General features: G+C 25.6%; 3 protein-coding genes and 1 pseudogene. All 4 read left to right on the top strand.

All coding sequences use genetic code 4. The features are described from left to right. The first annotated feature begins 8692 nt into the window (after positions 1–8692). The 4 genes and pseudogenes from rplP to MAGTDC_RS01305 all read left to right on the top strand — a co-directional run bounded on the left by rplP (position 8693) and on the right by MAGTDC_RS01305 (position 17128). Complete coding sequence (gene rplP / locus MAGTDC_RS01315) at positions 8693–9115, top strand: 50S ribosomal protein L16 (RefSeq protein WP_146656721.1); 423 nt, start codon at positions 8693–8695, stop codon at positions 9113–9115. A 421-nt stretch (positions 9116–9536) separates the two neighbouring features. Then, positions 9537–10763 (top strand): annotated as a pseudogene (locus tag MAGTDC_RS05865) (hypothetical protein); the annotation flags it as partial. A gap of 291 nt (positions 10764–11054) precedes the next feature. Beyond that, a complete protein-coding gene (locus MAGTDC_RS05860; RefSeq protein WP_462138612.1) occupies positions 11055–13085 on the top strand; it encodes a DNA-directed RNA polymerase subunit beta in 2031 nt (676 codons plus the stop codon). 5 nt (positions 13086–13090) lie between these two features. Beyond that, positions 13091–17128, top strand: a complete 4038-nt coding sequence (locus MAGTDC_RS01305; protein WP_146656716.1) for a DNA-directed RNA polymerase subunit beta' — start codon at positions 13091–13093, stop codon at positions 17126–17128. Positions 17129–18526: the final 1398 nt, after the last annotated feature.

The following is an 18526-nucleotide window of genomic DNA, read 5'->3' as shown; positions in this document are numbered from 1 at the left end:
GTATTAATTTACATAATAACAGATTTTAGATAAATTACAGATATGGTATGTTGATATCGAAGAAACATACGTTATAAATTCCATAACATGAAGCAGTTAAATATATGTCTTAAATATTTATCTATTTTACATGTAATTATAGAATTAAGTATTTTATAAATAATAAACCAACACGGTTATAAGAGGATTATTACTTATTTATTTATTAATTTATTGGTTGTTCATGGGTTGTTCATATATTGTTATAATCAAGAATATAATTTGTAATACAAAATATTATTTGTTTTTTAACATTACTTATTATTTATCTTATTTCGATATTAATATCAGCTTCTAATGCATGACAATTACATTTCTTATGATAATAAGTTAAAAGCTTACATCAAGTTAGTGAAAAAACTACGATCAGATAATATGTTAATATTGAAACATGTATACCTGGTTTTGTTTGAATATAACTATCATGTATCAAAGAGGGTGTCTATAAACATATGGTAACCAAACTTAAATGACCATTGTCTTAGTGGTATATTTATAATTTCGATTTATAAGATTATAATTTTTGTTGTGATTAGGTGTTAAGTTAAAACCTTTCTATTGAGAGATAAGAATTAATAAAACGTAGAATAAAAAATAATAAACTGGATTAAACATAAATAATAACAATTATATTGGGTCCACTATTAGTCATAGTATTAGTCATAGTACATTCGTTAGCAGATCATAGATGGTTAACATTTTATATCATTTGTCTATTAAAGATTTTAATAATTTTTGTAAAATATGAACGAGAATATTATATGGAAGTATTACTCAAATATTAAAAATAAGAGAAATAGGGAAAAATAAAGCAAACAATGGTAGAAAAATAGATAAACACAATGAAAATCAGAATAATGGACAGGTTTAAATTGATTTAACTATTGATAATTTTATTATTAATTAACAGGATGTTTGGGCGTTGTTTCGAATAGTTGTTTTGTTTATAGAGATAAATATTCGGATCTTGGTTATGTTTATGATAAATGTTTTAATATAATTGGTAAGATAGGTTAACTTAATAAAATGAAAACTGCAACATCATAGTAACAACCTAGTAGGTTGGTCTCTTTCATTAATAGAAATAGTATTCAACGATACGAACTAAAGATTTACAGATAATTAATCTTATTAACAGATCATTAGATATAATGATATGATATAAGTCTAAAATGATAATATGATTATTCAAATATACATGGATATATGTTATAATGATTTAAGATAAATGTCTGCATTGCGATTAACATGCTACAACATTTAGGTGAAGAATAACATCGATCCTTATTAAAATTTTTAAGGTACTAATATCAATGTTTTGAACTTATTTTAATCAACATGATTATGTGTCTGGTAGTTTTTTTTGTTAATTGTTATTAGAAATAATCTTGGAAGAGATTCTTTATAAAGTTCAAATGCACATATAGATTTTATTCGGTACAAATTATATATATTTAGATTATAATTTAAAAATAATTGAATTAATTCATTTAGATATTACCATGTTTTGATATGTTTGAAAATATAAAATATCTTAAAGTTTATATTATATGTTAATACCAACCTAATAAATGTGTTATATCAATAGAAAAATCTGCGGACAACATCCTTATATTATAAGTCATAAATATATGATATAAATATATCGATCTGTAATCAAATCAAATCTATGATAAGATAAATAAATAACACACATCAATATCTATAAATTGATACCATATTTTTATCACGTACATATTATAATGTTATAAGTAAAACATGTTGATTAAATATACTAAAGACCATAGTCGTTTAATTCATTGTTAACGATCCGTAGTTATAACTATTTTTTTAATTATCTCAATGAGTATAACTCGATTTCTAGGAATAACTGTTAATATTGGTAAACAAATAATAATTGTTTGTTGATAAATATTTCATTGGATCAATCAAACATCGCTATATTGATCTGAATGTAAATTTAGTAACGGAGTCGAGATCTATAAGATCATATTTTTTAATAATTAAACACCGAAGCACTTAATGGATTGCAAACATATAATACTTCTTAAGTGATTATAAGATTATTATAATGAAAAGATTTATTGGTTTGGTTGATAAGTAATGTTGACTTTAGCCCAATAGTTCAATATTACCCCATAGTGTATTGATACCTATGTTGATATTCAACTAATTATAAGAATAAACTGCCAATTTTAGTGATGTTTAGTAGCTTTGTAACTATATCTTTATTAGGAATTATGAAAATACTGAAATACTTGAATAAACATGTTATTTTTGACTATTCAATAAACCATATATACATGTTATTTATGATAAGAATAAAATAACCAATTAAAACAAGTAGTTTTGGATATATTTGATCTATGTCTTTGGTAATAGCTGATTTGGAACAATAAAACTAAATTCAACGTTAAAATAATATATCAAATGTTAATTAATTTGATTTAATTATTCAATGATTTGTTGGCTAATGGTACCTCGTTTTTACTATTAGTTTTATATCATTATGTTTAAACCAAAAGTTGGATTGGTGTATTTATATCTAATTATTACTACATATGCTTAATTTTAATAATAGTAATAAATGTTAAACATATATTTAATAGAAACTAACTATGGTATATTATTAAGTTTTTTGTTGTTAAAAAATATAACTTTGGAACAGTAATTGTTTTATTCTCTAATCGGTTCTATAGTATAGTTATAGATTAGTGAATGAATACATTGGGATTAACAATAATGTTATATTAAGGAGAAATGGGATTGTTGTTAAGATAAATGCCAATTAATTGGATTTAAAGAAAAAGTATTTAAAAAAAATATAATTAAGAATTAAATAGTTTTAATGTTTAATGAGATTGAGGATTATATATTGGTTCGATGTTGGCCTACATGACAACATTAAATATAGATGTAAGTAAAACATATAGATCATTGGTCACTATATTATTCTTCACTAGATGTCTATTATAAACAGATAAATTTTCTTTAATTAAACAAGTAATAACGTTATTAACTTATTAGATTAAACTAATCTAATTAAATATGGAGAAAACATCCTAGTTCATAAGATTTGATAATATCAGTGATTTCTCATGTTAAGGGATTAATAAAAAAACTTCGATTAACATAATTTTTCTACATAATATTTATATATATAATATCTAAATTCTTAAATAGTATTTTTTATATAAATGATCTGAATGTATTTATTCTATATTTGATTTATTATTATATATATTTGGGTTTTTGATACATTACAATTAAGTTAATCAAGATTGAAACATAATTTATTATTGTTTGTTATTAGGCCAAAAAGAATCATACAATAGTTTATATTCTTCGACATATTTTATGCTAAGATTTAATTCAATTTAATTTGGTTATTCGATATTGGAATAGAGGTGTTGAGATTCAGTTATATTATTGATTCAATCATCATTGATTTAACATCTATGAACTTATTTCTTAACATTTTTTTACTATTTTTGATTTTAAGTTAATCCTAAATATCATCGAGATTTATTAAACAAACAATTTTTGTTTCGATTATAAAATTTAATTAAACTTCAGAAAATATTAATGATACTATTTTTTACTAGCTCAAAATTTAGTAAATAATTGTTGTTAGATTATACATCTAAATTTAAACAGAAAGTGAGGTGTTATATTAAAGACCAAGAAAAAATTATGTTTCTATGTATGTCATTAAACAAACAGAGTTAACATTTTAAATATTGTTTATGCTATTTAACTATTATTTTAATATTGATCATAATTAATGATAACGATATTGATTTTTATAAGAAAGTATTAAGAAAATTGAAATAATAGATAAAATAAACATGAATAATCGGATGGTATTTAAATTATCTTAAATTTTGATTAGACGAGATGTTGTTATAGATTTAAGAACAGATGACTTATTAAGTGAAAAATATAAAGAATTAAAACAATTAATTGTACGAAGATATTAATTTCAGTGGAGAATTGAATAATACCAAAACTAAAACGTTGAAAAAAAATTATAACTAATATCAATAATATCATTGTAAATGGTATGATAACGACCATAGTACTAATCGAAATAATGGTAAATCGAAGTTAGAATAAGTTTTAAAAAAACAAATATATATATATACATACGTATATAGGTTATTTTCTCAAAGATCAGAATAAACGAAAACAATATCGATGTTTACGTTGTTCTCTATACTTTTAAAAAATAGGAACTGTTGATTTTAGATTTGTTTAATTGTAGAACTTAAGATCAATATAATCTTTGAATTTAGATTAAATTTTAGATCAAGCACAAATAGAGTTAGAACCACTATTTAAAAAATATTAGAAATAAACAACATGGTATTAGCTATTATCCAAAAGATAGTATAAGAAGTTATAAACAAAAACTCCATGAGTTCTAGTGTTGTTTAAATAATAATTTCTGGTCGTTAATTGAGGATATATATTTAGAAGATTATTATAGGTTGGTAATTCATGTTGATTTCAAGTATAAATATTAAATCGATTATAATTTTCATATGTTAGCGATACTGATTAAACATTTAAGCTGGCAGAGCCAGCATTTCTATCACTGAACTATCAACAACAATAAAATTGATATAAAATCTATGTTATTGATATTATTTGATCTTATAAGTAAATAATTATTTTGTTGTGAATAACAATAGTATAATAACAGAGATAAGTTCGATTTTCAACTAACCATTTGTGTTATTTATTGCCCCTTTCTATGGGTCATGTCAATACTTTATGATCGTTTAATTGGAAATGAGATTCTTGAAGGTATTCATGTTTTCGTTTTTTTAAAAGTTTTGTATCGGTGAAATATTGATAACTTTAATTAACATTAATCATCCCAAACAAGAAGATCTTCAAATTAAAAAGTTGATCTAAAAGTTCAAACATTAATTGGTATTGGTTTAAGGATTAAATCCCTAACTACTAATCTCTACTTGGGTTTTTTAATTTCTATCGTTTAAAATCGATAATTTTTGTTCTTAATAGAGATTCTTATCATTCTTAATTTCAATTTTGATACAACCAAGATTTAAATATCTGACCTGTGGTTAATTTAGAATCCAAAAGATATCTATTTCAAAGGTCATGATAATCTTATATGATATTAGAAGTAATTACTATCATGAACGATAACATTAACTTTAATGTGTTGTACTAATGGTTTAAGTATTAAATGATTTAACTTGAAATCAAATTCAATTCATGAGAATTGTAGATTACACCGATCAATCTAATATTGATTGATTGATACCTTTATCAAAGGTTTGGAACAAACATGGTAACAATGATTGGTTATCAATAAGTAAGATAGATCTAAAATGATAAATTGAGAGAATATATTGTTTAAATAAGTTACTTTTAATATTAAGACTAAGAAAACAAATTAAGTATTTCACAAAGGACAAAAAAAGACTACAAGTTACATTAGATCAAGTTAGAATTAACAATAATAAACAGAAAGTAAAATTTAAGTATAATTAACTAATTTAAATTGTAATAAACAGAAATACCATAGACCTATGGGTATTGTTAGTACAAAGAGGGAAATGGTAAAAAAAAACTTATTCTATTATATAATTGATAGGGACATCCAATATATAACTCATAAAATTTCAGCGATTCAGGTGTGTAAAATGTTTTATTAATACATAAATAGAATAGGTAATATGTTAATAAGAGTAGTTTAAATTGATGGAAAACAGATACTGATGATTAAAATATTAAGATGATACGATGGTTTTTGTTTAATTTATTGGTATAATGGGTTCAACTAATGTTTGGTTGTTAATATTTTTTTGTCTAATATTAATGACATTGATAATAATATGTGATTGTTAGAACTAACCGAACATCATCATAATTATTTGGTTAAATGGGAATCTATTTAATACATACACGATTAATATGTAATGTGTAGTATGTGTTTTTAAATCAAATGAAGTATGAAGATATTGGATTTTATAATGATATAGATAATATAACGATTTATCAGTTTGTTTATAACTTGTTGAAATGAGTCGACATACTGATATTTGAATTACAATTATCAACAACAGTATGTTAAGTTAAATAATAACAATAACAAATAGACATTAATCTTTAAATATTACAACAAACATATTATATGATATAAGAATTTCTACGGGTAAATTTAATAGAAATATAAAAACTTATTAATAATATAAGGTAGAAAAATTGCTAATGACTTAATGGTTGTATTCGATAGAAGTTTAAAATCAAATAGTTATTGGGTTTTATAATATAATGGGATTTGGAATATATAATAACATAATCGACTTCTATGAGTCAACTTATTTAACATCTATTTGTTGTTAGAAAATAATTGAATACTAATTCAAAAAAACTTATTTATTAAAATCTTGATTGTACTCAACATTATATAATGAGATATGTCATATGGTTTTTTTATATTGATTTAACAAAATATTAACAATAGATAACAATATTGTTATTAAAATTAATAGTTATTTTTATAGATTTTAACCAAGTATAATCTTTAATATTGAGATTTTGTATGTTATAATAATTATATTATTGCGTTGGTAAATTTAAACATTGTTGTTATATCATGATGGATAAAACAAATTTTAAAAAAAAATGTCATATGAATAACTGTATCAATTATAATTTTATCATTAAATATATTTATTTTGATTAAAACTTCAGATTGTGTTAGTATATCAATGGGCATGACTATCATCATAGTATTATTAGAAATACCAATATATCAATAATATTAAAACTATTTATAAAAAATAAGATCGAGAATTTTAATTATAATTTGAATGTATTTATGAGTAGAACAAACGACCAAACATAAAAATAACTTGAATTCTATCTTTGATTTATGTTTTTTAACTATTAGTAGGATATTAACTTTTGTTAGATCTATTAAAATATGGAATTAGGATGTTAGTCCTTTTTTTTGATTATGTTATTTATTGACGTTATAATATCTTTTATTTTTAAAAAATTAAAATAAATGGCTTTCAAACGATTAAAATAATATTTCAGATTTAAATTATTAATCTTGATCTATATTATAGATTACTCTTAGGATTTTGTAAGTCATAATCACACGTTTTCATATTAATTATAATCAGAACTTGTGTACAGCAATAAGTTCAATGATTATTATAAGTCAGTTAAGAATCCATATGACCATATGTTTATTTAAGTTAAATTAAACATAAGTGATAATCCAATAAATTTAAACAGATTAAAATTATTATCTTTATTGATATTAAATATTATAGTTAAAGAATTATTTTCGGTACTACATTATTATTGATAAAATGATCATAAAATTTATTACAACGTTGTTAGTGTAACAGGTATATAAATTCAATGAGGTCATAAAGATTCTGCCATAACAGACAAGTATCGTTTATTTACTCCTTGAGAACATTTAATTCCATTATTACAAATATGCATCAAATATTTAATATAGATATTAATAAAGATATTTCTAAACATTAGTTAAAAATAAAAATTATTAACATTTGTTTACTAATATGATGATATTTGGATTGTAATTAAGAGTAATGTAATTAAACAAACAACCAAACATGGTTATAGTGTAATTATATTTAAATTGATAGAGATTTGAATATTATAAGATTATGTCAATCTTAGTTTGAAATATATAAATAATACTAATAGATAATAAGTAATGGTTGGTTTTTTAAGTTAATTAATGTATATGTTTGGGATGTATAAATTAATGATTATTACGAGTAATATTTTTTTTGATATTATTAACAACGATCTTGGAAATTAAAGATCTCTTATTAAAGATCTCTTATTTGTATATAAAAATACATTGAAGAAATTGATGTATCCATATTATAAAGAGTAAATTAAATTTATTATTTTCAATCTTGATTGATGTAAATAATTTAATATTATAGTCAAATTTTTATTATAACATTAATGTTTTAATGTTTCCAAATTAATGTTGATATTTAGATCTAATGATTAAACGATTGTAATGTTCTTAAGGATTTCATATTTTATGTAAATAATTTTAGAAGATATTAAACGTTAGTAGTTAAATTATAACAATCAGATAACAATGAAGTTGAAATAATTAATTTATTGAAATACACGATAATTTTAAAGTTAATAGTTAAAGATTATAATCGTTGTTAATATTATCTTTATATCTACAAATTTTTTTAAACCAGTAATATACTATGTGATGTAAACAATTCGATGTCAATGTTTGTGTTATGATAAATTATATTTGAATTGTTAGTTAAAATTTTTTAATTAATTTGTTTGTATTTATTAATTTGTAAATGATTAACAACAAGAACCATGATGTTCAATGTGAATACCATAGAGAAATATGGTAGCAGATTACTGTTATCTTCGATTTAAAAAAAAATAAGATCTGAAATAAGAATTATATAAAGTCTCTTATAAAGAGCAGAAGATAAGTACTGTTAAGTAAGTATAATTAATGTTATGTTTTAAAGATGATGGTGATTACTACAGAAATATTTCTTACCGATATGTCTCATTATTGACATCAATTATTAAATAGCTAGTAACACCTATTTGAATGTTTGATTACATATAAATGATTCTAAAGCCAAAAGCAACGAAGTATAAAAAACAATTTAGAGGGCATTACAAAACAAAATCTAAAGCTGGTTGCTTTATTGAATATGGAACTTATGGATTAAGAGCAACAAGTAGTGGTAGAATTAATGGTATTCAAATTGAATCTGCTAGAGTTGCTATTTCTAAGTTCATAAAGAAAGTAGGTAAGCTATGAATAAGAGTTTTTCCAAATATACCGATAACAAAGAAACCAATTGAAGTTAGAATGGGTAAAGGAAAAGGGGAAGTATATGATTGGATATTTAAGGTTGGAATTGGTAGAATAATATTTGAAATACAAGGAACTTCCGAAGAAGTGGCAAGAGCTGCTCTAAGAGCGGCTAGTTATAAACTTGGAATCGATACAAGTTTTGTATATAGAATCATGGATTTAACATGTTAATTCTGTTTATTACCGATGTTCTACCAATGAACAAAAACCCAAATAAAATAGATCAAAGATACCTAATTAAGAGTATTATTTTAGATAATAAAGATATTAAGATTAAACAAAATGAAGATTAAACAAAATGTAGTAACCACTATAATAAGTAGAGATTATCTCGAAGTTACATCGAAAATTACGTAAACATTTGAATAAAAGATTTAATCTTAATAATAACCTACTCGAAAAACCATATTTGAATCATGGCGGACTGCAAAGTAGGCTCTATAACAACATATTATGAGGCCAGTATAACAATGAAGGAATAAAAATATCGAAATTAGAATTAAACATACGAACGTTGTTTCCTCTTGATTTTGAATATTGAAACATAGAATTAGTAAGAATTAGAAATTTTATTAAGAGTGAGAGATCGACCATGTTTGAGCTTGAATTAAATATTACATGATGGTACTTTGAAAATGACATTGCATTTATTTGTTATCGACATGATTTTAATGTACCATTAATGAATTTACCAAGGTTAACAAAAAATGGAATTCTGATCATTAATAACACTAAAAAAATATTAGTAATGCAACTGATAAAACAATCAGCAGTATCGTTTGATCAGGAAAGTGAATCAATAAGCTTAAAAGATAAATATCTTGATTATCTAAAAATAAATAAATCTAAGATAAAACACAATACCCGTGAATCTGATCTTCTAGCAAGTCTATTGAAGTTAAAAACTAAACATTCCCATATATTTAAGAATACCTATGGAACAAAAGAAGTAATGTTTTACAAAGGAAAATGGTGTTATTTAACTTGAAGTAATTGTTATCAAAATAAATTTAAATATAATTCGAAATGATCACTTAGATTGAAAAAAACTATAATAACATATCTCGAAATTGGCAATAACATCATTGTCAACGGTCACTCTAATAGATCAGAGAACCAATTTGTTAATATTGGTGAGAAAATGGTTTTAAATAAAAACAGTGTATTAACTTATTCAAGTTCTTTAACAATAACCAAATCTAATAAAATTTTTCATATTATTAATGAAATAATTGAAGCAAAACTAAGAGATAAAAGTGAAATAACTTATGAAGATATCGATGATGTTGAATTAACACTTCCAGGAAGGATTTTTTTAAATGATTTAACAAACGATAGCTCAAACTATGGCTTAGAGCTTTTAACTAAAAGAGATTTAATCTTAATTTGGAAGGAGATATCAATTAATCGTAGTAATTTTAAGCACGTTGATTGCAATGTTCGGGTAGTAAAGGGAAGTGGTGATATGATAATAGATCTTGTTAAGAAAACGTTGGAACGTGAATTATGCGTTAACGATACAAATGATCCACCTGACGATGTCATGATGATTAATATCTTTTTAGGTTGTATGAAACAAATACAAAAAAATATTGATAAATTCTTTATTTCATCAAATTTATGTCAATACCTTGATCAAGTTAATAGTTTATCGGAATTATCTCATAAGGGTAAATTAACATGTTTTGGTGAAGGTGGAGTAACACAACAAAATGTTGAAATCACTATAAGAGATACAAAAAAATGACAACTAGCCAAGATATGTCCGATTGAATCACCTGAAGGTCAGAACATTGGTTTGGTTTTAACACTATCAACATACGCCAACGTTGATGTTAACGGGTATATATTGACAGGATATTATAAAACATGTAATGGATTAATTAATAACAGGGTGATATATTTAAATCATTTCGAAGAAAAACGATTAAACGTTGCTTTATCATGAGATAAATTTCAGAAGGAATTGGTTACGTGTTTAACTGGAAATAAAATCAAAATAATAAATAATAATAAAGTAGATCTGAATCTAGTGTCGAATAGTCAAGTGTTCTCACCCGCTGTTTGTTTGATACCATTTCTTGGACACAACGACCCGACACGAGCATTAATGGCAGCGAACATGTTGAAACAAGCCATACCTCCATTAAATCCGAGACCGCCATTGGTTGGAACTGGAGAAGAAATCAATGTAATGAGAGATACTGGTCATAACATTGTGGCATCAAATTATGGGGTAGTAGTTAGTCTTGATTCCAAGAGGGTTGTTGTTTATGAACCAAAAGATCGGAAACGAAGAGTTTATATTTTACCGCAATCGGGAACATCAAATCAAGAGATGTATCAAAGAATGCGGACAGTTGTTAACTTTGGACAAATCTTGAAACAAGGAGATGTTATTGCTGAATGTCAATCAAGTTATGATGGAGAAATGAGTTTAGGTGCCAACCTATTAGTAGCATTTATGTGTTGGGAAGGATATAACTTTGAAGATTCGGTAATAATTTCTGATAATATCATTAGTAAAGGTATCTTTAAATCATTTCACATAACAGAACTTGAAACAAAAATTATGAAAACTCCATTTGGTAATGAATTATTAAGCTCTGACATTATTGAATTACCAATAAAGTACCGAAGATATCTAGATCTCAACGGGATAGTTAAAGTGGGTAGTAATGTTCGGGAAGGAGATGTATTGGTAGGTAAGTTGGCTCCGAGATCAGATGCGCAAAGGAAGAAAGAAGAATTCAAAGAGATATGTGGGGATGAATTAAGTTCAGATGAAGAAAATGATGTGATAGATGGAAAGGATGGAGTGATTGAGGAAAAAATGAAAGTAATAGATGGAATTAATGATATCGCAGAAGAGAAAGAATATGGGGATAAGGTTTCTATGGACTTAGTATATAGTACCTCACTTAGAGTACCGAGTGGTATAGAATGTGCAACAGTTTTAGAAATAGAAAGATCATCAAATGGAGAATGAAGTTATCAAAATAAAGATCTAGAAGATTATATATATTGTCGGAATGTTGTAACAAGAAAATATATTAGGAGATGTTGTTTGTTATTGCAGGTTAGTAATATAGAGAGTCCGAATGTAACATGTTCGTTTTTATCTGAAAATAAGGTTGTTCAAGATGGTCTTAATTTATTGTATAAAAAATATTTAGATTATTTAAATAAATTGGAAGCGGTTATGTTATCTAAATTAACCAATAGGTTAACAGATGAAACACAAGATGCGGATAGTAAAGTATTAGAAATTATTAAGATTAAATTACTTGTACGTAAATCAATTAAAATTGGAGATAAAATATGTGGACGGCATGGTAATAAAGGTGTGATATCGAGGATAGTTCCGAAGGAAGATATGCCATTCATGGCTGATGGAACACCAATAGATATTATTCTAAACCCGTTAGGTGTACCATCTAGAATGAACATTGGTCAATTGTTGGAAGTTAGTTTTGGTTTAATTAGTTATAAGTTTGGTTTAGAATTTAAAAATGTATTAAATATGTTTTATAAAACCAATGACGAACGAATATTGAGAATGGTAATACCAAAGCTAACTGAAATATATCCAAATATAAATAATTTAACAACCAACATGATCTTGGTCTTATTAACTGAATTATCACAAGGAGTAAAGATATCTTGTCCGTTGTTTAATGTTTCGTTTGAAACATATTTGAAAGATTTTAACAGAAGGTTGTTAATTAATTCTACTAGAAAGGTTCAATTATACAATGGTATAACTGGATTGCCATTTGATAGACCTACATCAGTAGGTATTATATATATATATAAATTAAATCACCTGGTTGATAACAAACTCCATGCCAGATCAACAGGTTCATATTCGATTGTAACTCAACAACCTCTTAAAGGAAAAAATAATTTAGGTGGTCAAAGATTGGGTGAAATGGAGGTATGGGCGTTGCAGAGCTATGGTGTTGCACGGTGTTTAAATGAATCGTTAACAGCAAAATGTGATGACATAGTGGCAAGACGTGAGATCCAAGAGTCTATCTTAAAAGGATATTCAAGGTATACCCCTCATCAAATTGAAGGTATGGCTGTTTTAGTAAGAGAATTATTTTCAATGTGTATTGAAATTGAAGTAACAAAATAACCAACATGTTGTCAGTATTTAGTAAAAATATATCTAATCTTAGATTTAAGATAACATCACCAGAAACTATATTGTCATGGTCATATGGTGAAATCTGCAATGCAGATACCTATGATAATGATGGAAAACCAATCATTGGTGGTTTATTTTGTCCGAAAATATTTGGTTCTAGGAAGAAAAACGAATGTATATGTTCAATACCTAAAATAGACAACAAAATGATCTGTCAAACTTGTGGTATATACCTTGGTGCTGATAGGTTACAAACAAGATCTAGATTCGGACATATTGTTTTATCAACACCAGTAATGCATACTTTGTTTTATAAACCAACACCCAACATTTTAGCTGAATTACTTAACATGGACGTTGAAATAATTCAAGGTATAATTGATTGTGAACTTCATGTTATAACAGAGTCTAATCTAGATGAATACAGAAGCGGACAAATCATATCAACCGAAACATACAGAAACATGTGAATGAGGAATGATCGATGTTCAGTGACATCAGGAGGACAGGCTATTATGGAATTGTTATCAAACGTTCAGGTTAAAAAAATCAAGACAGAATTGACAAAAGAGATCAAACATATAAAGTCTGAGGAATTATTGGATAGGATAAAGAATAGGTTGGAAATAGTTGAAGGTTTTATATCAAATAATATTAGTTTGGACTGATTGGTGATAAGAATCTTACCAGTTCTACCTGCTGAATTGAGGCCGACTATAGTTTTAGATGATGATACGTTAGTAAATTCTGATTTAAATATACTTTATAAACATATAATAATCGCTAACAACAATCATTTAATCACAACAAACGAGATTGAATCAAATAATATCGATAAATTTGATAGTTACATCGAAGGTTTGAAATTATTACAAAAGGTAGTTGATGATTTAATTGATAATTCTTCAAATGTTGGTAATCCCAATAAGTACAATACACCAGCACTGAAGTCATTGGCTGAAATGTTGAAAGGAAAACGAGGTAGGTTTAGGTATAACATATTAGGTAAGAGGGTAGATTATTCCGGTAGGAGTGTAATAGTATCAGGACCAAACTTATCTATAAATGAGTGTTCGATACCAAGATCAATGGCCGTTGAATTATTTAAACCATTCATTTATTCTAAACTAATGTTGAAATCGAATCTTAATGACAGAGGATCAATCAAAAAAATACTAGAAGATGATATACATTTAACTTATAAGATCTTAGAAGAAGTAGTAAGTTACTGTCCGGTGTTGTTAAACCGAGCGCCAACGTTGCATAAGTTAAGTATAAGAGCATTTTGAGTGAAACTAACTAATGAAAAAGTTATAAGATTACATCCATTGGTATGTTCTGGTTTCAATGCTGACTTCGATGGTGATCAAATGGCAGTTCATGTTCCACTCAGTTTTAGTGCTAGAATCGAAGCTACAACGTTGTTAATGGCTAATAATAATGTAATGCATCCAGCTCATGGTGATCCATGCATCCTGCCATCTCAAGATATGATTCTCGGTTTATACTACATGTCGTTAATATCACCAGAACACAAGGATATATGTTTATCCTCATACAACGAAGTACACAAAATTCTATTCTTTAAAAAAATAAACTTACATACCAAGGTTAAATTCAGAATCATTGTAAACGGAAAGATAACTGAAATATTATCAACACCAGGTCGTTTGTTAATATCGGAATTAGTTCCGTCAGAGTGTAATTTTTTATATGAATGAAATTATCCCGAATTTAGCAAACAATTAATCTTTGATATAATCGAATTAGTTAAAAACAAATGCGGATTAAAACAAATGACAACATTTTGTGAAAAACTGATGAGATTAGGATTTAAATATGCAACACAATCTGGTATGTCATTGTCAGACTCCGATTTTACTAATCAAAGTTATAAAAGAAAACTTCTTAGAGATATACAATCAAAAACAACAAAATCCTGATCAAAGATTAGCAACAAACAAAAGATTTCGATGCCATTGTTAATATGACCGAAGGTCTTAGATGCTATTAATAATAACATTAATTTAGAAATAACAGGATATAGTTCAAAACAAACATCGATTCAACTAATAGTTAACTCTGGTGCCAGAGGCACGTTGTCTCAGATCAAACAGTTAATTGGTTCTAGAGGATACATCGTTGGATTTGATGGAAAACTATGTAGATTGCCAATCTTGAACTCTTATAATGAAGGATTAAGCTTAATTCAATTCTTTTATTGTACATTTTCATCGAGAAGAGGATTGATCGATACAACGTTGAAAACTGCAAGCTCCGGTTATTTCACAAGAAAACTTGTTGAATCAACGAGAGAATGGATAATAAGTGAAGATGATTGTGATACCGATACAGGTTTACATGTTAAACCGATCATAAATTTTGAATTTATTAAGAACAGATTGATTGGAAGATTTATAGCTAAACCGATATTAATAAATAAAAAAATAATTATAAAGAGGAATGAACTAATTACTGAATATAATATTTGTAATATATTAATGAATTGTAATGGTGGTTTATGGATCAGATCTCCGTTGACATGTCAAGCAAGACTTGGTATCTGTAAACGTTGTTATGGGATAGAATTGGGTAGTGGAAATATAGCACAATATGGTGATTCTGTTGGTGTTTTGGCAGCTCAATCGATTAGTGAACCCGGAACCCAACTTACATTAAGAACATTCCATGGATTAACAAATGGTGAAGATAAAACTCATAGAGAGGTAATAGAGAACTGTTTAATATCACCATTTTCAGGAATTGTTAAGATCAAAGATGTTACGTGTATTGTATCAAAATCAGATGATATAATTGTTGTTAATTCTAATAGTGTATTATCAATTGTTAAAAATGGTATTGAACTTTGAAAATATAAACTATTAAGAGGTACTCACTTGTTAGTATCGAACAATAAGTACGTTGAAGCCGAAGAAATATTATGTTTTAACTGTATTAAGTCAAAAAATTTATTGAGTTTAGTTAGTGGTATTTTATTCTTTGAAAACTTAGTGTATTACTTAAATATTAAGAAACAAACCCACAATATAACTAAAAAAATAATAACTAATATTAAACCCGATGTTATAAGAAAAGAAATGTCATTGATTGGTTTGGATGTTGGAAGAAAGAAACGGTTACATTATGTTTCCGTTAATAGTAGGAATAAATTTATAATAAATCCTAATGAGAAAATAAATTTATTTGATGGGATCTTAGAAGTCTCGATTGAAGATGAAGATGAAGATGAAGATGAAAATGACATGGCATTGACTGAGGGTTTTGAAAGATTATCGAAGTTATTTGATAACAGCATTGATGATGATAACATTTCAATCATTAGTCCAATAGCTGGGTTATTGAAACATGGAACTGATAGTAATGGAAACAGATCATTCATTATTGATCCGAAAAAAATCAACGAATATCCTGTTGTTTATTCTGATTTAGATGTTAAACTTTTTATTAAAGAAAATAAGATGATAAAACAAGGACAAATCATTTTACATGGAGATCATGATTTGTCGAATTATGCTGAAGTATATGGGTTCAATGATCTTTTTAATTATTTTATTAGTATTGTTCAAGAAATATATGGTAACCAAGGAGTTAATGTTAACAGTAAACACATTGAAATGGTTTTGAGGCAAATGACTAACACAGTAAGTATATCCAATCCAGGTAATTCACTCCTGAAGGTTGGATGTTGTTATAATTGACAAGATGTTTCTAGAATTAATAATTATATTAAGATATTAAGAGGAAAGATGGTAATAGGTGATAGACAGATTGTTGGAATAACAAATGCATGTGTAAATCTAAAATCTATACTATCCGCTATCTCCTTCCAAGGAGCAATAAAATCAGTAATAAAAGCTATAATATCTAATAACAACTATGAAATATCCATGATAAAAGATAAGATTATGTTAGGTAAGGTACCATTGGTTGGTACGGGATTTATAAACGAACATAGGTTGATTGAAAGTAAATTGTTAAATAAAAGCGATCCTGTTAATAGAAAGATCTAGGTATAAAATAGTTAGAGAATTGGATAGGTTCCTTCGGATGAAATATGAATTCTATCTAATAAATTCTTTGATTAAACAATGAGTGTTTTAATTAAATATGTATTAGTTAGAGGACGAGTAAGGCAAAGAAATCGTTTAGTGTCAACGATGGGATATTATATGTTATATGTTAGAGATAGAATTATACAATCAATAATTACTACTCCATGCTAATTATTAGATGTTGGTACATTAAAGAGATTTGATAGGGATAAAGACTTTAATTTAAATTAAAATGTATATATGTAAATATATATAAATAGACTAAGAGCATCATGAATTGTACTACGAAATGGAAATAATATCAATAAACGAGAAGTAACATCATACAAAATTTATGAGATTGATAACAACCTGTTATATCTTGATTTAATGTTTTAAAAGAATTCATTGATGTTTTTTAATGTTGTTATTCATATTTATGATCTGCATATTTAATGACAACAAACAAAAAAGAGATATGTATGATATCAGCTAATGTATAGATAAGTTATTGGTAATGTTGTTATATACAAAGATAATATTAATTTAATATCAAGCTATAAGTTTAATATCTTTCATGAAGTTAGAAATATTATATGCAGTTATTAATATGTTGGTTACTGATGTTGGTTTGTTATGTTTGGTTGTTTATTGATAAAAAATGTAGGTAATCATTTAGAGTATTAATACTGATTAAGTTTAAAGAGAAATATGATAGGTATTTATGTTATAAATTTAGTATATGTTTTATATACTTATTAGGTAGTTATCCGATGATAACATCGAATTGATTGGTAAAGTTTCTATTAAAGTAATAAATTGTTAAAATATAAGAAATTTGAATCTTGAGATGTATTATATGCGTTTTATATCATTAGATACTTAAATCTATAATTGTATCGATGTGTAGATGGTTGTTATGCATGAAGCTATCAAGAAATTAATTTCTTTTATATAATACTAAAACAGCAATATAGCTTTACTAATTATATTAAAGGATAATATTTTTTATATAAAATCTATCACTGATAATGATTAATCGAAATAATACAATTTATCAAATAATTTGATCAATTATCATAATTAGTTAAAGTATTCTTTATGTGGCCATTAGATTTATATCTTTATTTTATTATTAATTATCAATTATTAATACAACATCCATGATCGATATTTGATGTTAGTAATGTGTATACATGTTGTTAATGTGTTTGGATCTTTTCAAAATAATAAAGGTAGTTGGTATATTTTGCTTGATTTACCGATTGTAGTTAACTATTATTAAATCAATTTTTAATTTATAGTTTAATTATTAATTTTTAATTATTTATTTGATTAGTATGTAAGTTATTATCAGGTTTTTGTGTTGGTTGGAAT

This window comes from Candidatus Hodgkinia cicadicola (genome assembly GCF_002774925.1).
Note: the sequence above shows the minus strand (reverse complement) of the source record. Positions and strands in the feature narration are given on the sequence as shown.